This is a genomic window from Streptomyces sp. NPDC051677, from assembly GCF_044453465.1.
Taxonomy (GTDB): domain Bacteria; phylum Actinomycetota; class Actinomycetes; order Streptomycetales; family Streptomycetaceae; genus Streptomyces.
Window position 1 is genome coordinate 1 of the sequence record NZ_JBITCT010000084.1, and the last position, 23,987, is coordinate 23,987.

14 protein-coding genes are annotated in these 23,987 nt (G+C 69.3%); 6 read left to right on the top strand and 8 right to left on the bottom strand.

Annotated features, from left to right (window positions below):
- The first annotated feature begins 134 nt into the window (after positions 1-134).
- From ACIBAF_RS46340 to ACIBAF_RS46350, 3 genes are all read left to right on the top strand, one after another.
- Positions 135-1,205: a ParA family protein gene (locus ACIBAF_RS46340; protein WP_399472362.1), complete on the top strand. Its 1,071-nt coding sequence runs from the start codon at positions 135-137 to the stop codon at positions 1,203-1,205.
- Positions 1,202-1,750 carry a hypothetical protein gene (locus tag ACIBAF_RS46345; RefSeq protein WP_399472364.1) on the top strand — a complete coding sequence of 183 codons (549 nt, stop codon included), beginning with the start codon at positions 1,202-1,204 and terminating at the stop codon, positions 1,748-1,750. The genes ACIBAF_RS46340 and ACIBAF_RS46345 overlap by 4 nt, the downstream gene beginning before the upstream one ends.
- Positions 1,751-2,014: 264 nt before the next feature.
- Positions 2,015-3,070 carry an EcsC family protein gene (locus tag ACIBAF_RS46350; RefSeq protein WP_399472366.1) on the top strand — a complete coding sequence of 352 codons (1,056 nt, stop codon included), beginning with the start codon at positions 2,015-2,017 and terminating at the stop codon, positions 3,068-3,070.
- A 153-nt stretch (positions 3,071-3,223) separates the two neighbouring features.
- On the opposite strand, the gene ACIBAF_RS46355 is transcribed toward ACIBAF_RS46350, so the two are convergent.
- The 7 genes from ACIBAF_RS46355 to ACIBAF_RS46385 form a co-directional block, all read right to left on the bottom strand.
- Entirely contained in the window at positions 3,224-4,915 is a 1,692-nt protein-coding gene (locus ACIBAF_RS46355; protein ID WP_399472368.1) for an ABC-three component system protein, read from the bottom strand.
- 49 nt (positions 4,916-4,964) lie between these two features.
- Positions 4,965-5,231, bottom strand: coding sequence for an ABC-three component system middle component 6 (locus tag ACIBAF_RS46360; RefSeq protein WP_399472370.1), 267 nt, complete (start codon positions 5,229-5,231; stop codon positions 4,965-4,967).
- Positions 5,228-6,181 (bottom strand): ABC-three component system protein, encoded by a 954-nt coding sequence (locus ACIBAF_RS46365; RefSeq protein WP_399472372.1) that lies wholly within the window; start codon positions 6,179-6,181, stop codon positions 5,228-5,230. Before ACIBAF_RS46365 ends, ACIBAF_RS46360 begins: the two co-directional genes overlap by 4 nt.
- 21 nt (positions 6,182-6,202) lie before the next feature.
- On the bottom strand, positions 6,203-6,586 hold the full coding sequence (locus ACIBAF_RS46370; RefSeq protein WP_399472374.1) for a hypothetical protein: 384 nt from the start codon (positions 6,584-6,586) through the stop codon (positions 6,203-6,205).
- A gap of 95 nt (positions 6,587-6,681) precedes the next feature.
- Positions 6,682-7,380, bottom strand: coding sequence for a hypothetical protein (locus ACIBAF_RS46375; RefSeq protein WP_399472376.1), 699 nt, complete (start codon positions 7,378-7,380; stop codon positions 6,682-6,684).
- Positions 7,381-7,498: 118 nt separating this feature from the next.
- Complete coding sequence (locus ACIBAF_RS46380; protein ID WP_399472378.1) at positions 7,499-10,690, bottom strand: DEAD/DEAH box helicase; 3,192 nt, start codon at positions 10,688-10,690, stop codon at positions 7,499-7,501.
- Entirely contained in the window at positions 10,677-11,498 is an 822-nt protein-coding gene (locus ACIBAF_RS46385) for a hypothetical protein (protein WP_399472380.1), read from the bottom strand. The genes ACIBAF_RS46380 and ACIBAF_RS46385 overlap by 14 nt, the downstream gene beginning before the upstream one ends.
- Positions 11,499-11,844: 346 nt before the next feature.
- Here ACIBAF_RS46385 and ACIBAF_RS46390 point away from each other — a divergent pair, with 346 nt between their 5' ends.
- The gene (locus ACIBAF_RS46390; protein ID WP_399472382.1) at positions 11,845-14,001 is read left to right on the top strand and encodes a UvrD-helicase domain-containing protein; all 2,157 of its coding nucleotides are present in this window, start codon (positions 11,845-11,847) and stop codon (positions 13,999-14,001) included.
- A gap of 26 nt (positions 14,002-14,027) precedes the next feature.
- Here ACIBAF_RS46390 and ACIBAF_RS46395 read toward each other — a convergent pair whose 3' ends face one another.
- On the bottom strand, positions 14,028-15,404 hold the full coding sequence (locus ACIBAF_RS46395; RefSeq protein ID WP_399472389.1) for an RNA polymerase sigma factor RpoD/SigA: 1,377 nt from the start codon (positions 15,402-15,404) through the stop codon (positions 14,028-14,030).
- Between the two features lie 584 nt (positions 15,405-15,988).
- Between ACIBAF_RS46395 and ACIBAF_RS46400 the strand changes: the two genes are divergently transcribed.
- Positions 15,989-18,982: a hypothetical protein gene (locus ACIBAF_RS46400; RefSeq protein WP_399472384.1), complete on the top strand. Its 2,994-nt coding sequence runs from the start codon at positions 15,989-15,991 to the stop codon at positions 18,980-18,982.
- A gap of 76 nt (positions 18,983-19,058) precedes the next feature.
- Positions 19,059-23,759: a DEAD/DEAH box helicase gene (locus ACIBAF_RS46405; protein WP_399472387.1), complete on the top strand. Its 4,701-nt coding sequence runs from the start codon at positions 19,059-19,061 to the stop codon at positions 23,757-23,759.
- The last annotated feature ends 228 nt before the right edge of the window (positions 23,760-23,987 follow it).

The following is a 23,987-nucleotide window of genomic DNA, read 5'->3' on the forward strand; positions in this document are numbered from 1 at the left end:
GACGCGACAGCCGGGCCACCGGCCTGCCCACCACCCGCCCCGGAAACCGAAAAGGCCCGCCGACTCCGTCGACGGACCCTCACGAAAGATCGAGGTTAACGGGTAATCGTGAAGGCCGTTCACGGGGAGATGTCATGGAAGGCCTGCCCGAGGCGGATGACCAACTCGTCGGACTGTTCGAAGCGGCGGAGATGGCGGGGGTCGGTCGGACGGTCGTAGCGAATTGGCGCGCCCGTGACAAACACTTCCCCGCTCCCGTCGCGGACCTGCGGAGCGGGCCGGTTTTCCGGGCGAGTCAGATTCAGCGCTACCTCAAACGGAGGAAGAAGCACATGGCTCCCAAAGCCCATGTCATCTCGACCATCAATCTGAAGGGCGGCGTCGGGAAGACCACCACCACGGCCGGACTCGCGGAATTCCTCTCCGCGGAGTTCCGTAAGCGGGTCCTGGTGGTCGATCTGGACCCGCAGACCAATCTGACCACGGTCCTGATCGGAGAGGAGAGGTGGGAGGAGCTTAACGACGAGGGGTACACCCTGGCGACCCTGTTCAAGGATGCCCTCCGGCCCGAGGACGAGCCTCTGGAGTTCGACTTGGAGAAGACGCTCCAGCGCAATGTCTCATCGGTGGACGCGGTGACGAAGGTGGACCTCCTGCCTTCTTCGCTGGACCTCATCGACGTCCAGGATCGCCTGGCGTCCATGCCCAGGGGACGTTTCCACGCCAACAACCCCACCGATCTCCTACGCAAAGCGACCCGGAAGATCATTGATGACTACGACTACGTGCTTGTCGACTGCCCTCCCAACCTCGGCATCGTCACCTTGAACGGTCTGCGCATCTCCGAGGGATACATCATCCCGACCATTCCTGACGTCCTGTCCACCTACGGCATCCCTCAGATCCAGCGGCGTGTGCGGGCCTTCGCGGACGACCTGGGGGAGACCATCAACGAGATCGGGATCGTCATCACGAAATACAAGGCCAATTCGACGGTCCACTGGAACACTGTCAGGCGACTTCAGGGCGACAAGAAGCTCCCCGCCGTGCTGCCGACCTTCATCCCCGAGAAGAACGACATCGCCGGTTCGGCGGAGTTCGTCGGTCGCGGTACCCTGCGGCAGAAGTACGGATACCAGGGCGGGTTCGACGCTTTCCGTGCCATGACGCAGGAGTTCATCGAACTGGTCGAGGAGAAGGCGTGACCGAGCGAAGCGACAGTCGGCCCGACGGCAACGGTCTCCTGAACGCCCAGGTGCGGGAGGCCGAAGAAGCCCTGGCCAAGCTCGGCGCCTCCGACCCGGAGCTCGCGGCGACGCTCGCCCGTGTCATCGTTGTGGTGGCGTCCGAAGCCGCACGCACGACACGCTTCGCCCGAGCACTTGCCAAGGCGCTGACGCCTCCCGATGCGCAGACCGCACCTCGGCCGGCAGAACGCCCGAGGCGTAGCCGACGAGCTCCGGGAGTGATCGACCCGTTCGCGGTGTTCGCCGAAACCGGCGAGACGGGACTCCGTTCGAGCCTGAGCGAGCTCGGTCTCGAACAATTGCGGGACATCGTCTCCGAACACGGGATGGACCACGACCGGCTGGCACTGAAGTGGAAGGACCCTCAACGGGTCATCGACCGCATCGTGGAACGCGTCGAATCGCGGACAGCCAAGGGAGCCGCCTTCCGGGGACGGCCGGAACAGCCCGCTCGGCGGCACGATGAGGCCGCGGGCTCGGCGGCCGAGGACTCGTCGACGTGAGGTAAGCCGGGCGCGACGAGCGGCTACGCCCACGGACCTCGTCGAACGCCTATCATGCTCCATGATGTTCTTTCCCGGGGGACTCGCGAGTAGTAACTAGCACTCCCTGGCCGGGAGTTACACCACCCCCCGGTACAGACCCGGCGAATCTGTCTGAGGCCGCGGCGGGAAGCTGTAAGGAGTTCCTCGTCCAGCGGCGCAGACTCATGGCCGCGATCATGAGGAGGGACTGCTTCCAAGGCACTCTGAGACTGAGGCGACGATATGGCTCTCTCTGCTTACGAACAACGGGAGTGGGACCGACTTCAGAAGCGAAAGGCGGCTTCTCTCAACAAGCAGGCGAGGAACCTCCTTCCGCAGTCGGCCCGGGACCGACTCGCTTCGCTCGGCCAGAAGGCGATGAGCGCCCCGGGCGCTGACAAAGTCGCTGCCGCCTACGGTGGAGCCGCAAAGGGTCTTGGCAAGGCTGTGGGAGGCACTGCAAGCCGGACAGTGAGCAAGAAACATGTCGTTGAGCAGTATCGACGTGCCGGACACGACATCGCCGGGTTGGACAAGATCCGTGAGCTCGATCTGCGGGTCGTCGATGAGGTCGCGAGGCATAACTTGGTTCGGTACGGCCATGCACTCTCGGCAGCGGCAACCGGCCTTGGATCCGCTGCAGCCGTCACAGGCGGAGAGGTGCTCGCCAGCGCCGGAACAATCGCAGGCGCAGGCGCGGGGGCCGCACCCGGATTCGGAACCGTAGCCGGGGCGATGGTCGCCGACACTGCAATTATGCTCGCCCTCGCTACTCGAACGGTTGCCGCCACAGCTCTCCACTACGGCTACAATCCAAGCGATCCCGAAGAGGAACTCTTCGTGATGTCCGTGATTGCTCTCGGAATGTCCACGGGCACATCGGCGAAGACGGCCGCGTATGGCGAGCTGTCCCAACTCACTCAGTTGCTGGTAAGGAACGCTCCCTGGGCCAAGTTGAACGAGAAGGTCCTCACCAAGATCGCCCAGAGCTTCGCAGCGAAATTCACGCAGCAGCTAACAAAGAAGAAGCTCGGGCAGTTCGTGCCCATCGCCGGCATGGCTGTCGGCGCTGGGCTGAGCTACACGCTCATCGATCGAATCGCTGTTTCGGCGCGCGACGCGTATCGCGAACGCTTCTTGATCGAGAAGTCGGACGGTGACCTGACCGGTGACCCGAACTACGGCGACGCCGACCTCGCGCAGGACGATGACGCGATCGGCGTGATCGAACTGCTCCGGGAGGAGGATGCTTTGCCGACGTCCACCCTGTCCGACTCCGAGGAACAGCGGGACGACTGAGGTAGGCGAAGTACCGCAGTAATGCGGCAGGAGAACCATGAGAGACCCGAATAAGCCGTCGTCGGCCATCAGCCGAGAGCTGCCTCGCCGCCGCGTCGGCGTGAAGTGAGAGGGCTCGACGACCTTCGCTCCAGCCTGCGCCCGGGTATCTCGTCAGAACCGGAAGCCAAACAGCCCGCCCTCCTCGTACCTGTCGTCGAGCTTCGGTTCGATCGGCGTCACCTCCCGCGCCGAACCGAGGAGCCGTACCTGCTCCAACACATCGGAGTTGAGGGTGGCGATGTACTGAAGGCCCTCACGGGCGCACACCTCCTCGGCGAGCTTGAGAGCCTCCGCGATCTGCCGTTCGTCGACCCCGTCGAAGAGGTGGCTGTCATGGACGAGGAAGTCGGGTCCCCTGCCGTGGCGATGGCAGATGACGGCGACCGTCAGGTCCAGGCAGAAGATCACCATGCGGTTGATGCCAAGACTGTCCCCGCTGTCGACGTGCGGGGTGATCTCCAGACTGTGGGTGCCCGCGTTGATGAGGAGGTACGCGTCGCGCTCGCCGCCGTACAGCCGACGGGCGAACTCGGTGAACATCAGGATGGCTTCGCGTGTCTGGGGCGCGCGCTCTTCGAGATCCCCTTCCAGGGTGGTGCGGAGCCTTGCCCGCTGCTCGGTGATCTCCCGCTGGCTGCTCTCCAGAGCGAGAGCGGTCTCGTGCTGTTTCCGCAGAGCCGCCAGGGTGGCCTGCTTCTGGGCGAGAAGTTGCTGGCGCGCCGTCAGGCCGTCGAGTGCTCCCCCTTCTTGGAGGGCCCTGAGGACGGCTGACAGTTCCTCGCCGAGTCGTGTGCGTTCCTGCTCGCGGTCCGCGACCCGACGCTCGATGTCCGCGATCTCTTCGGCGAGGTAGCGGCGCCGGTTGCGCACGATGGAGTGGTGGAAGCCCCGTACATCGTCGAAGCTGCGACGGACACCATCGGGAAGTGCTACGCCGAGTTCTTCGTACATCCGCTCCAGATAGCCCGTTTCGGGGTCGTTCGTCTCGGCCACGGCGCGCCGGAGGTCGGCGAGGTTGCGCCGGTCGATGACGTCCTCGTCCGGCAGCGTGCGTACACGCCGGTCGAGTTCGTCCGCCTGCTTCTTGAGTTCCTCGTAGGCCGGTACCACGCGAAAGGTGCTCACCTCCTGGGCGAGGCGCTCGACGTCCGCCTCCGCCACGACGATCTTGGTACGCAAGTCGGCGGTGCTGCCGACCACGCGGGCCCAGGCGGGATCGTCCATGGCCGCGCGCAACTGCTTGCGCGTCGCTTCCCGTGCCGCGATCTCCCGGTACTGGCCGGCCAGTTGCCAGCCGAGCCCCAGCAGGTAGGCGAGGTTCGCAGTGGCGTCCGACTGGCGTTGCTGCGGGAACGTCTGCACTGGGCTGTTGAAAGCATGCGCACTCGCGCGGCGCAACAGAAGGGAGAGCATGGCTCGTCCGGAGACTCCCGGGCCGTGGTCCGCGGGCAGGTGGAACAGGTGGCTCTCGATGGCCTGAGTCCATTCGGCCACGGTGATCTCTTCGGAGAACTCGAAGTTGGCGTCTTCGAAGTCGAAGACCTCCTGGGTGCGTTCCGAAAATAGAGCGTTGGTCTCGACGACCTTGTGGTGTGCACCACGCCTGCTCACCTTGACGGGCCGGGCCCGGTCCGGCCAGTCCAACGTCAGGGTGAAGGTGGTGTCCCGCAGCGCAGGCCGGGTCACCAGGGAGTTCTTGCGTACCGTCGAGCCGAGCAGGAAGTGCAGCAGCTCGATCATGCTGGACTTTCCGGTGCCGTTGCGGCTGTCCGTACCGGAGGACTCGCCAGTCGTCTGGGCCACGAGAAGGTTCAGACCAGGGCGGAAGGCGACCGTGCGGAAGCGTGGGTCGTCAGCGCTCAGTCGGTGCAGCAACGCTCTTCCTCCTGATCAGCAGACCGTCACGCAGTTCCAGGGCGCCGAGCGAGTAGAGCACGTCGAGACCGAGTACGAACCACTCGAAGCTCACTGGCGAGCGGTGCCCCAGTTCCTCGCGCCGCGAACGGAATTCCGACCAGGCATGCGACACGGTCATCGGGTGACTGACGACCATGGCGATCTGGGCGCCCACGGCGAGCAGGGAACGGTCGGGGGAGATCCCCTTCGTAGGGGTGATCACGGAACCTCCTGGCCTGACGGAACCGGCGTCCACCCCGTCGGCGGGATCTCGTACAGATCACAGCGTTCGAAGAAGTGGGCCAGAATGATCGAGGCGCACTTGGCGGTGGTAATGGTGACGGAATGGTTGCCGAGGATGTACTGGTGAAGGCGGTGCCAGAGTTCCTCGTCATTTCGGGCCTCGTCGCGGACTCGTTCGTAGTATGCGCGGAACCCCTGGGCGACCCGGTCATGCTCGTCGACCGAGTTCAGACCGGCGTAGTAGTCGTCGACCAGGTGGCTGTAACGCAGTCCCTCGGTCAGCGCCGCGTGCACCTCCGGGCCCAGGCGCGCCCGGTTGAACTCGATCTTGTAGGCGTTGACGTCGGGTATCGCATCGAGAGGGGCGGAGATACTCCGCCGCTCGCCGAGGTGATCCAGCAGCGGGGCGAGATCGACGAGGCCGATCGAGTAAACGCGGTCCTCGACCGGGATCCGGCACATGAGGAGATCCTCGACGGCGACGAGATCCAGGCGCACCACGTCGTTGCCGATCCGGTCCGCGTCGTAGACGTCGATGCCGACCGGGTGCACCTTGCTCCTGGCCCGGTTGATCGTCAGGCTCAGAAACGGGTGGATGCCGGGGTCTCGGCTGTCGTTGACCGTGAACCGGAAGGTCGTGAAGGTGCCTTTACGCTTGGTCATCGCCTTGAGGAGGTCGGAGCGGAACTTCTTCCGTACCTCGGCGAGCACCTCGGTGCGTGGCGAGTAGCAGGCATAGAGGATCTTGTCTCCGAGCATGAGCCCGTCCGCGCCCACATCGCCCAGCGGGCCGTGTGCCCGTACGGGCAGGTAGTCGGTATACAGAAAGCCGAGCAGCCGGTCCACGAACCGCTCGAACTGGGTACCGTCCATGTCGACGAGCTGTTGACGCAGCAACGAGCGCGCGAACATGCGCTGTGTGAAGTCCACCGTGTCGTCCCTGTCCCGGACTCAGATTCGGCTGCGCAGCACGCTGAGAGAGATGTCCTCGCCGGTGTGCCAGGCGTCCCACCCGTTGACCTTGCAGTGGGCCACGGCATCGCAGGCACCTGACGGAGAATCGCATATGCGGCCGTCGTCCAGTTTAAGGTGACCTTCCGGAGTGACGTACGCGAGATACTCCTGAGCGAGGTTGCGGCGCCGCCAGACCAGTCGCTGGCCGGGCTCCAGCAGGCCCGCCTCCAGCAATGGCCCGAGCACGCCTCGTCGTACAGGCTTCGCGTCGAGTGCCAGAAGGCGTCGCAGCACGCTGTTGGGGGTGTCGATCAATGGTTGTGCCTCGCTCTGCAGACGCTTGAAGACCTCGCCGTCGACAACGATCGTATGACCGGACACGAACCCCCCTTTTTTTCTCCTCTGGGTATGGCTTGGAGGAGAAAATAGAACGGGCTGTGAGGCGTTGTCCACTCGCCTCCGCGAGATCAGCCCTGTCAGCCCTCGTCCAGGCACGTACACCACAGTGCGTAGGCCCGGTCCATCTCGTCCAGTGCCGCCCGCGTGAACCGGGCGTCCAGGAAGGCCCGGTCGACGATCCGCTCCGCGAGTGCGACCAGGTGCGCCGCGACCCGCTCCTCCCGCTCCCTGCGCACTCGCTCCTGAACCCGCTCCAGGCGTTCCTGACGCTCCCACAGGTCGGCGAGGCTCGCGCCCGGCTCCTCCTCGTCGTCGTACACGGACGGCACACCGGGCAGCAGGTCGGCGGTGAGAGCGGGGACGGAGTCCAGGGCGGCCTGCTCGTCCGGTCCACCGTTGCCGAGGATGCGGTTGGCGATCGTACGGACGGCCTCGGAGCGTTCGACGCGCGCCGCCTGGGCCCGCATGGCGCCGAGCAGTGCCGGGACCTCGGCCCGGGCCCGGCGCTGCAGGGTCTCAGCGAGCGCGGACGTCAGGTCCTCGCCCAGGTCCGAGGCGTCGTCCAGTACGTCGTTCGCCGCGCCGACCTCCTCGAAGGCGCGCTGCGCGGTGCGGGCCGCCTCGGTGAGCAGGGCGATGTCCTCGGCGGTCGGCTTCACGCCCGCCTGCAGCCGGGCCACGGCCGCGTCCAGAGGGTCGCCGGCCAGATCGAAGAGGTCCACGCAGATGTCCTCCAGGGCGAGTTGGCCGTCCCTGTCCGGTTCCAGCAGTGTCATCTCCCCAACAACCCCCGTGCTCGCGATGCCCCTGTGTCGTGCGGCAACTCCTGCGACGGATCACGGAGGTTCGTGAACTCAGTCGACAGGTCCATCCCAGCTGCGATCCAAGATCCGCTCACTGCACACCGTCAAGGATCCGCCAGACCTTCTGGTAGGCCGTTCCCTTGGCCCCGAGGACCGACTGCCACGCGGCATCCGGAAGCGCGGCCAGCCGGGCGCGGGCGTCGACGGGCCGAGTGCGGCCCTGGTCGCCGACGATGGCCAGGGCGAGACGCCCGGCCGCCGACCGGGGCACTCCGGCGAGCCGCATGGCGATGGCGTCCTCGGAGCGCACGCCGTAGAAGGCGTACGACGGGAGGTTCCGCAGCTCGCGCTGGGTCTCGACGGGCAGTGTCGCGAACTCCTGCCCGAGCGTCAGCGACTGGAGCGCCGACAGCCCCCAGGACACCGTCGGTGCCATGTCACCGAAGAGCCGCTGGCAGCACTTGGTGATCGCCTTGAGACTGTCGGACTCGCCTGGCTTCTTGAAATGGTCGGCGGCCAGTTGCGGTACGGACGCGCCGTTCACCCAGTCCTGGATGACGCGGGCGATGTAGTCGCCACTGCGGCCCTCGTGTTCGTCCGTGATCTCGTAGAGGCTCTCCCTGAGCTCGGGCACTTCGAGCATCACCCCCACCAACCGGGCCAACGGCCTGCGGTCTCCCTCGAAAAGAGGCGAGTACCAGATCTCACGGTCGATCCGCGCGTCGCTCAGCCTCTTCAGCGTGCCCGCCACGCTCTCCCACGAGAAGCCCGTGCTGTCCACGAGCCCCAGCGCCTTGCCCGAGAGACGTTCCGCGTACTCCCGCACACTGCGGGTCAGTTCGGCCGCCCAGTCGGCGTTCACGCGGCGCAGGCTCTGAAAGCCGAGGGTGCCGCGCAGGACCTGCTCAATCTCCTCGGCGAACTCCTCGTGGTCCCCGATCTGCCGGTACGTATGGGCCAGGTACTGCACAAAGGCGGACCACCGGGGGAGGGCCGCCAGAGTGTGCAGGTCGAGATGGCCGTACGAGGTCATGGCGCTGTCCACCATGTTGATGAGCGTGGAGTTCAGTTCGGCGACCTGGCGGCCCACGAAGTTCCGGAGTTTCCGCGCCCGTTCCTCGTCGGTCGCGGCCAGGGCGATCAGGCCCACCTCCCCCTGCTCGACGCGGCCCGCCCGCCCCGCCAGGTTCCAGAAGTCCGAGGCGGGGATGTCGGTACCGTACGGGAACTGGTGCGAGGCCAGGATGACGTTCGCCACAGGGAAGTTGACGCCCTGGGCGATGGTCGTCGTGGACACCAGATGCGCCAGGTCTCCCGTCTCCATCAGGTATTCCGTCAGGACGCGGATGTCGTCCGGCAGGCCGCGATGATGGATGCCGACCCCCTTGGCGAGCAGCCCCCTGAGCGGGAAGTCCGCGCCGAACTCCTCTTCGACCACGTCCTGCACGGCCCGCAGGTCCTCGCCGACCTCGGTCGTGTCCGCCCGGTCGCCCGCGATCTGTTGGGCGATCGACCAGGCGAAGTCCGGCCGCTGGGCCAGCGTGATGGTCTGTCCGCGGTCGGCGAGGACCGAGGCCGTCGCCGCGGCCAGTTTGCCGGGACTGCCTGCCTGGGACCAGGACAGGCCGAGCGGTCGGTATCGGTCCAGGGGCAGATCGTCGGGCACGCTGAGCGTTCTCCGGCTGGTGACGAGGGACTCCAGGTTGACTCGGAATCCGCCCTTGCCCGTGGACCGTTCGCGGTGGGCCAGTGCCACGATGCGGTCGTTCGGTGTCCAGTCCACAGACAGCCCCACCGACTGCCGGCTGCCGCTGTCCAGCCACTCGGCGATGGCGTCGCCGTTGTCGATGAAGGGAGTCAGGAGCAGGAAGCCCGTGTCCTGGGCCTCCCGGTTGACCGTGGCCAGCAACAGCTCCAGTTTGATCCCGCGCTTGTCCACGCCGAGGTGGTGTGCCTCGTCGGCCACCACCAGACACAGCGGACGCCCGATCCTCTCCTGCCAGTCGGCCCGGAGCAGCAGGTCGAGCTTCTCCGGTGTGGACACCAGCACCCGGAACTGCCGCTCGCTGCGGTCCGTGAGCATGTCCTCTTCGAGGCCGTCGAACTCCAGGGCGGGACTGACCCGTTCCACTCCGATGCCCAGGTCGGCGAAGTCACGGCGCAGCCGACGCGTCACCTGGTTCACGAGCGCCCGGTTCGGCGCGACGTAGGCGACCCAGCCTTGCTGCCTGTCGTAGGCGTTGAGTGCCTGGATGATCCGGAACTGGGCGATCAAAGTCTTGCCGGCGCTGGTGGGCAGGCTGACGACCACACTGCGGTGCGCCGTGCGGATCAGGCCCTGCTCGGCGAGAGCGACACGCTGTGGCGGCAGCACCTCGAAGATCGGGCGCGGCCGCCCCCGGTCGACGAGGGAGGCGACGAAAGCGTTCACCTCAGGGCTGACCGCGCGTGCCACCGTCCACAGACTGTTGTCGATGATCTGGTCCGCGGTGGCGGTCAACAGCCGTACGAGGACTTCCAGATCGGGGTCCGAGGAAGCCATGGCCGCCTCCAGCGCGCGATCGCAATGCGACTGTACGCGCTCGCGTACGCCGTAGTGACGGCTGGGGCGTTTCTCGCGCATGAGATGACCGGTGGCCAGGTACTGGGCGAGCAGTTCCGCCGTTTTGAGCAGGTGGTAATGGGCGGCCAGCGACCATGCGGCCGGACGGGCGTCGTCCCCGGCCGCCGAGAGGTACGCCTCCTCCCGTTCGGTCTGCTCGCCCCTCAGACCGACGATGAGGTGATCGAGGGCGTCCAGGTCATCCCACCCGCGCTTGCGCAGCAACAGGAGCCAGGCGTCGGCGGTTCCGCGACGCACGCGGGTCTCCCAGTCCTCCTCAGGGTCGGGAGGAGAGGGCAGCCTCACGTCCGCGAGCAGCCGGGCCGCGAGCGGAGTCTCGTCCGCGATCCAGCCGAGGCAGACCGTGCGCAGCAGTTCGAGACGCGCCCCGGCGGAATCGCCTCTGGGCAGCCGGGCCCGCGCCAGGGTGAACATCTGCTCGCACAACCGCCGAGTGGATTCCGCCTTCGGGTCCTCCGCGATCGCGTCCCAGGCGAGCAGGTCCAGGGCGTCCACCGCGAAGTCGACGGCCTCCCCGCTGCCTGGGGAGCCCTCAGGGACCTCCCCGTCGACAGCCCGCAGCGCGGAGCGAATCAGCACGCGCTGCGCCCTCTCGCCGGCGTCCTCCACGAGGTCGGGGTCCAGGGCCCCTTCGAGCCAGCCGAGGTCAGCCAAGGTCACGCACCCCCACGTGCTGGGGCCACGTGGTCATGGCCACCGGGAGGTACCAGGCCGTCAGCAGGGCGTGCATGGGCTCGACGACCGTCTTCGCCAGATGGGCGGCGCGGTCACCAAGGTCCTTCTCCTGCGGTGTCGTATCACGCACCAGGCAGCCGAACAGCTGGATGTCCTTGCCCTGCGATTTCACCCAGCGGTTCACGGCACTACGGTAGGCCGCCTTGTGCTCAGGCGTCCGACAGCGGGCATTCAGCCACTTCATGAGCGTGAGGTGGTCGTCCTTGCCTGACAGCCGCTTCAGCTGCTCGATCATTCCCTTCGCTCCGACCATCACACTCGGCGGGCAGTCCACCTGGGACGACGACTTGACCTCGCCGAACAGCAGCCGCGCCGAACCGCCCGCCACACAGAGGCCGACCAGATCGGCACCCGGCAGGCTCGCCTTGCGGGTACGCCGGTCCCGGGCGCCGTCCCACACCCACAGAGCACCGTGCCAGTGCTCCAGCAGCACCTCGGCGAGCGCCTCACCGACCTGCCACGGCAGGGGCTCGGGCTCGGCCTCCAGAAGGGTGCTGATGAACTCGGTCTCCATGTCCGTGGCGGCCAGGGAACGCAGCCCGGCCAGGAACTCCCGGGTGGCCGCCAGATCGCCGACCCGCTCGGCCCACGGTCCGGCCCCTAACTCCCGCATCGAGTCGGCAGTCAGCTCGACGCCGCTCCATGACACGGCCCCGTCCGAGCCGCCGTACACCTCGATCCCGCGCGAGATACGCGGCACGGCGTCGCTGACGTCGCCGCTTTCCTCCACCACTCGTGCGTCCTTCCCCCACGCGGCGCCGGTGCGCCGCCCCCGTGCGACCGTCCGGTGACCGGGCCCGCCCGGGTACGGGCGGGAGCCGGGGCGAGTGTTGCTCGCGACCGTTCCTGAGACCGACGGTGTGATCAGAATTCTCTCCATCTCCCCACCGACTTGTCCACGCCGCGTGTCCGCCTGTGGACGGACTGTGCCGCATTCGCCGTCAGGGGAGTGGGAGGCAGGCTCCGACGCTCTGGCCCGAGGGCGGGTATGGGGGAGGTGCCCCACTCCTGCGTTTTCGGGTTTCGTAAACTGAGTCAACAGATACTCTGTCGGTCGGTGTTGTCGAAGGGTGGGGAACATGCCGCAGATCGCGATCACCAACACGTTCTGGGAGGGCGTCGACCGGCTGGACAAACCGGCCCGCGCCCGCGTCCACAAGGCGATGGCCAAGTTCCAGCAGCTGACGGTCCCGCAACTCCACGCGGACAAGGGGCTGCACCTGGAATCGGTGGTGAGCTCGCGCGACCCGCGGATGCGGACCATCCGTGTCGACGACGGCCTGCGGATAGTGCTGCTCGCGCCCGACGACGGCAGCGACCTTTTCGTCTTCGTCCATGTCGTCCCCCACGACAAGGCCTACTCCTGGGCCCGCCGACGGCTCTACACGGTCAACTCCGTGACCCGCTGCCTCGAAGTACGCGACCTGACCGCCATGGAGCAGATCACCCCGCTCTTCGCTCAGGAGGCCGCCGCGGCTCCCCAACTCCTGTTCGCTCCCTGGTCGGACACCGTCCTGCGGCACCTCGGCGTCGACGACGTCACCCTGCGCGCCGCCCGCACCGTCACCGGCAAGGCGCAACTGGAGGCGTTCGGCTCGCTGATGCCGGAGGACCAGTACGAGGCGCTGTGGCTGCTCGCCGAGGGCCTCAACCCCGACGACATCTACCGGGACCTCGTCGCCGTTCGTCAGAAGACAACCGTCGCCGAGAGCGCGGCGGGGGAGGACACCGCCGGGGACGACCTGGCCGCCGCCGTCACCCGCACCCGCAGCCGCATCGCGCTCGTCACCGGCCCCGACGAACTCGCCGACATCCTGACCAAGCCCTTCGCCGCGTGGCGGATCTTCCTCCACCCCACCCAGCGGCGCATCGCCTACCGGCCCAGCTATGCCGGTCCCGCCCAGATCACCGGCGGCCCCGGCACCGGGAAGACGGTCGTCGCCCTGCACCGGGTCAAGCACCTCCTGGACCGGGCAACCGACACACGCGTCCTCCTCACCACCTACACCGGAGCCCTGGCCCGCTCCCTCCAGAGCAGCCTCGCCCTGCTGCTCGACCACGACCCGGCGCTGCTCACCCGTGTCGACGTCACCACCGTCGACGCCGTCGCCCACCGCGTCGTACGGCAGCTGCGCGGCAACCCGGGGACCGCGCTCGGCGACCGGGACGAGCGCACCCGCTGGCAGCGCGTGACCCGCCGCCTCGAACTGCCCTGGAACGAGGCGTTCCTGTCCCAGGAGTACCGGCACGTGGTCCTCGCCCAGGACCTGCGGAGCGAGGAGGAGTACCTGGCGTGCGAGCGGCGTGGACGCGGCAGCGCGCTCGGGCAGGCCCAGCGGCGGCGCGTCTGGCAGGCAGTGACCCTGTTCGAGGACGGCCTGGCCCGTGACCGGGCGCACACCTGGCTCCAGGTCTGCGCCGAGGCCACTCGGCTGCTGCGCGACAAGCCGGGTGCGGGACCGTCGTACGACCATGTCGTCGTGGACGAGGCGCAGGACCTGCACCCGGCGCAGTGGCGCCTGCTGCGGGTCCTGGCCCCCGACGGACCCGACGACCTGTTCGTCACCGGCGACCCGCACCAGCGGATCTACGACGCCCGGGTCTCGCTGCGCTCCCTCGGCATCTCCGTCGCGGGACGTAGTGGAGGACTGCGCGTCAACTACCGCTCCACCGAGGAGATCCTGCGCTGGGCCCGCGGCCTGCTCGGCAGCGAGCCCGTCGCCGACCTGACCGGCGACGCCCACGACACCCTCACCGGATACCGCTCGCTGCTGCACGGCGCTCAGCCCGTGTGCGAGGGGCACGGGAGCGAGAACGAGGAGGCCGACGCCGTCGTGCGCCGAGTGCGCGACTGGATGGACGCCGGGGTCGCGCCCTCGGACATCGCCGTCTGCGCCCGCTTCAACACCCTGGCGGGCAAGCTCGGCGACCGCCTCGCCGCGGCCGGCATCCCCGTGGTGCGGGTGCGGGACGGGGAACCGGAGAGCGCGGTCGGGGTACGGGTGTCGACGCTGCACAGCATGAAGGGCCTGGAGTACCGGTGCGTCGCCGTCGCCGGGGTCACCCGGTCCGCCTTCCCGTTCGCGCCGGCCGTCACCCCGGCCGAGGTGGACGGCATCCAGCACACCACCGACCTGGCCGCCGAGCGGTGCCTGCTGTTCGTCGCCTGCACCAGGGCGCGGGAGGCGCTGTATGTGTCGTACAGCGGGCGGGCCAGTGAGTTCCTCGCGGTGTAGTGCCGAGCGTGGGCTCCGGCACCGCCTCAGTCCGGAGCCCCGTGGATCCTGCCAACTCCCGTGCGCCGGCGACGGACAGTCGTGATCTCGCGCCCGTCGTGAAGTACTCGGAACCACTCGTCCGTCACCAGGACGGTGACGGTTTTCGCGTGCCACTGCAGGCCCACGTGGATCGTCTGATGGCCGACCACGATGATCCCGGGCTGGTAGACCTTCCGACGCACACAGGGGGCGTCGGAAGGGAACTCGGTGGGAGGCCCGTCCACGCCGTTCTGTACGGTGCCCGACGGCACGCGGACCGGACGGGCGGCGCGGACGCGTTTCTCGTTGATCTGCCCCAGCAGCTTGGCCAGGGCCTTGGACTCGATCTGGCGGATCCGCTCCCGGGTGCGGTTCAGCTCCGCTCCGATTGCATCGAGGGTGAGCTCGGGGCCGCCGTCGAGTCCGAGTCGGAGGGTCATCACCTGGCACTCTCGTTCGGAGAGGCAGCTGAGCAGCTCACGGACTTCTTCCGGGGACAGGTCACCGTAGTAGAAGTCCGGTTCGGTCCAGTGCGGTCCGTGAATGCTCCGGTCCGCTTCCTCGTGCAAGGCGTCGTCACCGATGGACTCGGTCAGGTCTTCCAGGGGGAGTACTCGGCGGACCCGGGCCAGTAGGACGTGCGCCTCGTCGACGGTGACACCCGCGCGGGCGGCCACCGTGGGAAGAGCGTCGGTGGGTGACCCGTGCCCCAACTCCCGTGCCGCCTTCCGTAGCGCGGTCAGGGTTTCGTACGCGTGGACGGGGATCCGTATCGTGCGGCCCTTGTCCGAAAGAGCCCGTGTGATCGCCTGCCGGATCCACGGGACGGCGTACGTCGAGAACTTGTTCCCCTTGAGGTGGTCGAACTTCTCGATGGCGCGCAGCAGACCGAGGTTGCCCTCCTGGATCAGATCCACGAGGTCCAGCCCGCGCCCCGTGTAGTAGGTGGCCATGCTTACCACCAGCCGGAGGTTCGCCTGGGCGAAGTCCGTGAACGCCACTTCCCCCAGCCGGACCAACTGCTCAAGGTCACGCCGCAGCTTCGGTGCGATCTTCCGGCCGACCTCCTCCAACTGCTCGCGAGCCAGCAGTCCCGCCTCGATGGCCTGGGCCAGCTCCGCCTCCTGTTGCCGGGAGAGCAGCGGGAACCTGTCGATCTCCTTGCGGTACTGCGTGAAGGAGTCGCCTACGGCCTGACGCGGGGACACGTCCTCTTCCGGGGACGCGTCCTCCTCCTGGGACTCGGCGACGGGCTCGGGGCGGAGGAGCGGCGAAGGCGGGGCGGTGGGCGCGGTCGTAGGGTCGACGGGCGTCTCGTACGGCTTTTCGGCCGGCTGGGGCGGCCGGGACGCGGAGGGAACGCCGGGACCGAGCGCTCGCACGGTCAACGCGGAAAGGTCCAGCCTGCTGTCCTGGTGCAGCTGAAGGGTGAAGCATGGTGGTCGGCGTGGTTCTTGCTCCGGCCCTGCCGGAACGCCGTGTTCATCTCGGGTGTCGCTCAACGGCTCGGCCGTCGCGGGAAGCTCTGGCGCGGTCGGCGCCGCCGAACGGCCTCCCAGACCGAAAGCGGCCACCGCGGCCGGAGGCACCGCAATCCCCTCCGTCATCACCTGGCTCAGTACCTCGGTCACCATCGCGGGATCCACTCCGACGAGCAGCCCGCGCAAGGCCACCGGAGTCAGGGCTCGCTGTGGCCCCGCGGCAGTCACCAGCGCCTCATGCAGCACGGCCGGCGTCCCGGCCTCGGTGTCCGTCGTCATCAGCGTGCCCCCCATGTGCCGTACTGCGGTGCGACGAGCCTTCTCGCATTGCACCACCCACCACTGACAATCAGCCACGCCCCAGGGAGAACGCACCGTGCACCTGCGGACTCCCCCTGCTCCTTATGTGAAGGAATGGTAGAACGTACAACGATGGTCGGTCCGGACGAGATCGCGTACGTCCGGGGCGGGGGAGGGGGCGGGACATGCTGGTTGATCCCACGCAGCTGCTGGACGACTGCGAGCGGGCCTGGCGCGAGGCGGGAGAACCGGGCGTCGGCTCAGCGGAGCCGGCCGCCGCCGTACGGACCGCGCTCGTCCTGGAGGCGCTGGTGGCGTACCGGCTGCTCGCGGACCACTCCGACCTCCCGCGCGACACGGTCTTCGCACGCTGGCCCGCCTGCGCGGTCCACACCGTGGCACTGACCGACGGCCCGCAACTCCCGCGCCTGGTGGCCGAAGCACACGCGCGCGTGCTCGCGGCACGCCCCGACCTGGGGTCACACGGAGCCGCCCCGGAGAGCGCCGACGAATGGAGTCGCGCCGCGCACGAGGCCGCCCGCTCGCTGGGCTGGACATGGCATCCCCCGACCACGGCGGACCGTTCGGTCACCCCTTCCCGCGGCGCTACCTCCGCCCCCGAGGTCCGTCTAGGGCCCGGCGCGGGCAGCGTGCTGCTGACCCTGCCCGGCGAGCCGGACGCGGGGGACTGGCAACTGTCCGCCGACGGTGAGGTGTTCGCAGCCCTGCCGCCCTATTGGGTGCTGCCCGGCCCCGTGCGCCGAGTCGAGGCGACAGATCCGACGGGAACCACCCATGTCTCGGCGATCGTGGACCCGGACGACGCCCTCCTGGCCTTCGGCACCGACGGCCACCGCATCCCCCCGGACGAGCCCCTCCCCGCCGCCGAGATCTGCCTTCTCCACGCCGGCACCCTGCAGACCGAGGGCGCCGACGCAGGCCTCGTGGAACTGCCCACCCCGTACGGCTGGAACGGCTGGACCCTGAGCAGGGTGACACTGACCGGGGTGACGCGGGTGCGGGCCGCCGCCGCGGTTCCGGGAAACTGGCTGGACGTAGCCGCCGGACGGCCGCTCGGATGGGAGGGCGGTGCGACGCTGCCCTGGATCACGGGCGACGACGGGGCACCCGTGTGGCACCGTCCGCCCGCTCTCCGGCTTCCGCGGCGCGCCGGTGAGCCGGACGCGCGACTCTGGCAGGCCGAAGTGCGCCGCCCCGGCCACGAGGAGCCTCTCGCCCGTCAGACCGGCGCTCCCGGGGCGCTCCTCGATCCCTGGAAGGACGTACCCCGCCCGCTTCTGGGGCCGTACGAGATCCTCGTCCACCGCGTCGGCTCCCGGCGCACCCGCCGACTGGCGGCCTTCCTCGCCGAGGGCATCACGGCCGCACCGACCGCCGAGTGGCGTCAGCTCGCCGCACACGGAGGCCTGGCCCCCGCTCGGCTGACGCTCGGCGCCGGCGGACCGGTCACCCCCTCCCAGCGCGTCCTCGCATTCTCCCCGTACGAGATCGCCAAAGGGCTGGCGCTGGGCGACGGGATCCGTCGGTTCGCCGTCGAGGCGCGCATCCCGCACTCCGAGGTTCGTCTCGAACTCGGCGGTCACCCCCTGACCTGGTCCATCCGGCCGCTCGACATCGACGCGGCTGACCTTGCCGGCGAGAGCGCCCTGACCGTCCGCCTGCCGGAACAGGCGGTGGTGGTGACACCCTTGCTGGCACTGGTCGTCGAAGGGGCGACCCTGCTCACGCTGTGTCCCGAACGCCGCACTCGCACGCGCAGAGGAGACCTCCGCTACTCACTGGCGGCCCTGGCGGACACCATGCGCGACTGCGGGAAAGCCGAGATACGGCTGCTGGTCGCGGGGGAGAGCATCCATGTCGCAACCGTGCGCACCCAGCCCATCACGGAGGACGTCGTACCCGACGGCGGCGGACTACTGCTGCGGGGGCTGCGCCACCCGGGTGAACTCACCGCCCGCCTGTACGCCGCCTTCGCCCCATGGGAACAGCCGCTCACGGCCACCGTCGACCAGAGCGGCCGTATCCCATTGCCCTCGGCCTGGCGGTCGCTCGGCCCTCTGATCGTGCACCTGAAGGCGGGCGTCCCCACACCCACCACTCCCGCATGGCCCCGCCTCCGTGATCGCGACACCCTCGTGCTGCGCCGGTCCCCGTTCACCTCCGCCGCCGGCCACGGAACGGGCGCCCGGGTGTCGGAGTACCTGGCCGGACGCGGCACGCTGCCGCGCGGCGCCGACGCGCTCCCCTACCAATGGATCGTGGCCGCCCGCGGACGTGACCTGCAGGCGTGCGGAGCCAAGGAGACGGCACCCGCGGAATGCCGCAGCGCCCTCGGCGAAGCCGGGCCCACCGCCCTCACGGAAGCGGCCGGCAGCGCGCTGCGCTCCGGCGAACTCGCCTCCGTGCTCGCGGGCAGCGGTCTCGCCGCCCTGCGGATACGGGAGGTGGCGGACCCGGCCGCGGTACGTCAGGTCTGGCGGCAGGCTCCCCTGTGCGCGTTGCTGCTCACGGCCCCGTTGCTGCCGTATCTTTCCGGCGCCCCCGCCTACGACGTCGGCGAGTTGTACCCGGAAGAGGCGGAACTGCTCGGCGAGGTCGGGCAGTTCCTGGGCGACGCCGCCATGACCGTGCTGGCCGGGCACGCTGATCCGAGCGGCTCGGTCGGCCGGTTCGATGCCCAGGCCCGTGCCCTCGACCAGCTTCCCGAACTCCAGCAGCAGGCCGTGTGGCGCAGTGCCCGTGTCGTCCCTCGGGGCCTTCTGGACCCCGACACCCGTGCCGACGCCGCCTGGCAGGCGTTCCGTACCCGTAGAGACCTCCAGCACCACGCCATGCGTGAGGAGTTCTCCGAAGCACTGGACGCCGTATCGATCTTCCTGGACGACGGACACCCCGACCTCGCCCAGGCCTTCCGTGGACGGGACCCGGGCCGGTTGCACGGGCCGGGCGAAGCCTGGATGCGGATCCCTCAGCTGTCCCTGGGATGCGCGCTGATCGCGAGGCTCGCCGCCGCCGGTGACGCTCGTGCCGCCGGTCTGGAACGGGGACTTCGCCACCTGTGGACGCCCGTCGCCTCCCACGCACCGGATCTCACCGCCGTCGACATCGCCCTCGCGGAATGCCTGGTCACCACGGAGGCCGTGCACAACACCGGCTGACCACCGGTTCCCCTCCCTCCCGCAAAGCGCCGCCCCACCGCTCGCCCGAAGCCAACCGCCACATCGGAGCCCACTCGTGCACAGCCTCGACTCGCTCGCCACCTCCGCCGTGATCAGCGACACCTACCGCCGCTACCTGCGCTCCCTGCTGCCCCTGCGCGAGCCCCGCCTGGCCGAGGCCCTCGCCCACGCCATCGACACCAGCCCGCTGCTCACCAAAGGGCCCCTGCTGGAGGCCACCCCTGCCTACGCGCCGGGCGCCACCCTTGACGAGCTCGTCGCAGAGGGCGTACTCGACCCCGCGTTCCGGCAGCTGACCGGCCCCGCACTGCCCGCCGACCGTCCCCTGTACCGGCACCAGGAACAGGCGCTGCGCAAGGCCGTCGCCGGACGCAACCTCGTCGTGGCCACCGGCACCGGCTCCGGCAAAACCGAGAGCTTCCTCCTGCCCGTCCTCAACGCCCTCGCCGCCGAACACGCCCGCGGCACCCTCGGCCCCGGCGTCCGCGCCCTGCTGCTCTACCCGATGAACGCCCTGGCCAACGACCAAATGAAGCGACTGCGCCGACTGCTCGCCGACACCCCCCACATCACCTTCGGCCGCTACACCGGCGACACCAAGGACGATCCGCAGCGCGCCGCCGACACCTTCGAGCAACTCAACCCCGGCGAACCGCGCCTGCCCAACGAACTCCTCAGCCGACGCGAGATGCGCGCCACACCACCCCACATCCTCCTCACCAACTACGCCATGCTGGAGTACCTGCTGCTCCGCCCCCAGGACATGGACCTCTTCGAGGGAGAGCGGGCGGGTTCCTGGCGGTTCGTCGTCGTCGACGAGGCCCATGTCTACGACGGAGCGCGCGGCGCGGAACTCGCGATGCTGCTGCGCCGCTTGAAGGACCGCGTGGGTCAGGGACGGGAGATCCAGGCCATCGCCACCAGCGCCACCGTCGGCGCGGAGGAGAACCCGGCCGCCGTCACCGCCTTCGCCCAGGCCCTCTTCGACGTCCCCTTCCGCTGGGACGCGAGCGACCCGGCCGCCCAGGACCTGGTCACCGCCACCCGGGTCGCCACACCCGACGGCCCGCACTGGGGGCCGCTGCCGACCACCGAGTACCTGCGCCTGGCCACGACCGCCGACCCCGAACCGGAGATCGTGTCGGCCGCGCGCATGCACGGCCTGCCCGCCGACACGACCGCTGCCACCGCCCTTGCTGCCGAGGCCGGCACCGCGGCTCTGCGCGGGGCCCTCGCCGACGGACCCCGGCCCGTGAACGAGATCGCCCGTGACGTCTTCCCCGATGACCCCGTCGGACCCGCGGCGGTCACGGCGCTCATCCAACTCGCCAGCCAGGTGACCGACACCGACGGCGCTCCCGTGCTCTCCGCCCGCTACCACCTCTTCGCACGCGCCACGGAAGGCGCCTTCACCTGCCTCGACCCGGCAGGCCCCCACCTCGACCTGGCCCGCCACGAGACCTGCGCACGGTGTGCCCGCCCCTCCTTCGAGCTGGGCGCCTGCCGCCGCTGCGGTGCCGTACACCTGCACGGCACCCTCACCGGCAAGGGGGCACAGGCCCGCCTCGCACACCGCAAGTCTCCCGACAGCCCCCACACCTGGCTCCTCCTCGACGGGGACGGCTCGGACACCGGAGCCGACGAGGACGACGAGACACTCGGCGACAGCGCCAAGGGCGGCCTCAAGGAACGCCGACTGTGCACCCGCTGCGCGGCCGTGCACCCCGCGGCCACGGCATCCTGCACCGCTCCCGGATGCGGTGGCACCGAACTGCGCCGCGTCCACCAGCTCGACACCCACGAGGGCACCCCGGCCGCATGCCTCGCCTGCGGAGCGCGCGGGCACGGCATGATCCGCCTGTTCGAGGCGGGCAACGAGGCTTCGGCCGCCGTCCTCAGCACCGCCCTCTACCAGGCGCTGCCTCCGGCGACCGACGGCCCGGCCGCCGCCCTGCCCGGACAGGGCCGCAAGCTGCTGTTCTTCAGCGACAGCCGACAGGCCGCCGCGTACTTCGCGCCCTACCTGGAGGACTCCTACACCCGCATCCAGCACCGGCGCCTGATCACCCAGGCCGTCCGGCACGGCTGCCCCGACCCCGACGAGCCCCTGCACATCGACGACCTCGTCGCCCACACCATCCGCGCCGCCGACCGTGCCGGAGTCTTCCGCCGCAACGACTCCCGCCAGGCCAAGCAGCGCGAAGTGGCCCTGTGGGTGATGCAAGAAGTGCTCAGCCTCGACGACCGCCAGTCACTCGAAGGCCTCGGCCTGCTCCGGGTCGACATCGACCGCGAGCCCTTCTGGCAGCCGCCCGCCGCCCTCACCTCACTCGGCCTCACGGACGACGAGGCATGGCTGCTGCTGCAGGAACTTCTGCGCAGCCTGCGCAACCAGGGCGCGCTCACCATGCCCGAGGATGTCGACGCGGGCGACGAGGCGTTCGCCCCGCGCAAGGGGCCCATCTGGGTCCGCTCCCAGGGCTCCGAGGCCAAGCGCAGGGTGATCAGCTGGCTGCCCAGCGCCGCGAGCGCCTCGAACCGACGCGTCGACTACCTCGTACGCGTACTCGACGCCCTCGGCCACCAGGGTGAACGACGGGCCGCCGCTCTCGACGTCTTGAACCGTCTGTGGACCGACCTCACGACAGGTCACCTCGCCGACTGGCTGCCGTCCGAGAACCAGCCCGGGATCGGCGTCGTCCGTCGGCTCGACCACGCCTGGCTGCGAGTGCGGCCGGTGACGGCGGACAGCGATCCGCTGTACGCCTGCGACCGCTGCCGCCGCATCACCGCGGTGTCCGTGCGCGGTGTGTGCCCGACGCTGCGCTGCACAGGGCGCCTGGAGGACTTCAAGCCGTCGCCCGAGACAGACGAGCATCTGCGGCGCCTCTACCTGACCTTCGACCCTGTTCCCCTGCGCGCTCAGGAGCACACCGCGCAGTGGACCGGGGAGAAGGCCGCCGAGATCCAGGGGGAGTTCGTTCGAGGACAGGTCAACGCCCTGTCCTGCTCCACCACCTTCGAACTCGGCGTCGACGTCGGTGAACTCCAGGCCGTCGTCCTGCGCAACATGCCGCCCACTACCGCCAACTACGTCCAGCGCGCCGGCCGTGCCGGCCGCCGTGCGGACTCGGCCGCCCTGGTCCTCACCTACGCGCAGCGGCGCCCCCACGACCTTTCCCGGTTCGCGGAGCCCGAGCGGATGATCGCCGGGGAGGTGAGGGCCCCGATCGTCCCTGTCGACAACGTCCGGATCGACCGCCGCCACGCCCACTCCATCGCGCTCGCCGCCTTCTTCCGTGCCATGAAGGACGAGCGGGGCCGGATCTGGCGCAAGGCGGGAGAGTTCTTCCTTCCCGACGACACCATTGGTGAGATCGCCGCCCAAACCGTGCGCGACTGGCTGACGCCTGTCCCGGAGGGCGTCATGGCCTCCCTGCGCCGGGTTCTCCCCGACACGGTCCAAGCCGAGATCGGCATCGACTCCGGCGACTGGGTCGCCGAACTGGACCGACTCCTGCGGGCCGCACAGCAGATCCTCGACCAGGACGTCACCTCGTACAGTGAACGCCGCGATCAGGCCGCGGCCGCCCGCAAGTACCGGCAGGCGGAGATGTACGAGAAGGTCATCCGCAACCTCACCCAGCGCGAACTGCTCGGGGTCCTCGCCAACCGCAACGTGCTGCCCAAGTACGGCTTCCCCGTGGACACCGTCGAACTGCGCATCCCCCAGGAGGGTGGCGCCGTCTCGGGGCAACTGGAACTCACCCGCGATCTGAGCGCCGCTGTCCACGAGTACGCCCCAGGGGCCGAGATCGTGGCGGGCGGCCACCTGTGGGCCTCCGCCGGTGTCTACCGGCTGCCGGACCGCGAACTGGTCAGCCGCCACTACGCCGTGTGCGCCGCCTGCGGCCGCTATCGGGAGGCCACCGAACCCGTGGACCCCGTCTGCGCCGCCTGCGGCACGCAGTCGGCGGCCGCGCAACGACGGTACGTCGAACCGGTCTACGGTTTCGTCGCCGCGCGCGGCCCACAGCGCCGCCCGGGGCAGACCCCGCCACGGCGGTCCTGGTACGGCGACGTCCACATGTCCACCGACACCGCCGACCTCCAGGAAGGCGCGACCACCTTCGTCTCCGGCCACACCACGCCCTGGTCGGCGGGCACCCGGGGAGAGATGGTGGTCGTCTCCGAGGGACCGGCCGGTGCCGGATACCAGATCTGCGACTGGTGCGGCTGGGGCCGTCCGCACGCTCAGTCCGGGCCCTTGCGCGGCGGCCACCCGCACCTGCTGAAAGACACCCAGTGCACGGGCCCCCTCCGGCTCGTCTCCCTCGCTCACCGATACCAAACCGACTTCCTCCAGATCCATCTGGACCCGCTCACGGCCCTGACCGCCACCGCGGCCCGTCTGCGCTCCGGCCTGTACGCACTGCTCGAAGGCGCCGCCACGCACCTGGAGATCAGCCGCGACGACATCGACGGCACGGTGCACACCGGCACCGACGGCATGCCGTCCCTGCTGCTCTTCGACACCACTCCGGGGGGCGCGGGCAACGCCGTGTCCATGGGTGAGCGGCTCGAACCGGTTGTCTCTGCCGCGCTTGCCCGGGTGGAGGCCTGCGAGTGCGGCCCGGAGAGCAGCTGCTACGCGTGCCTGCGGAACTTCCGCAACGAACGCTTCCACGAGCTGCTGAGCCGCCGCGAGGCCATCGCACTCCTCGATGCCCTGACTGGCCGTGGGTTGAAGGGCTGAGAGGCACTTCCTGCGGCGTTGTCGCACGATCGAGGGGCGGTCCCCGTGAGACCGCCCCCGCACGATCGAAGTCCCGCTACACTCCCGCCACCCGGCGAAAAGACCAGGTCAGACAGCGAAATCCTGCTGGAGTACTAGTACTCCAGCAGTACTTCGTGGCTTGACCTGGGGAAACGTCGAGCGGTGGGAGTGTAGCGGGCAGTTGGCCGTCACGGGCGGGTTCTGCCC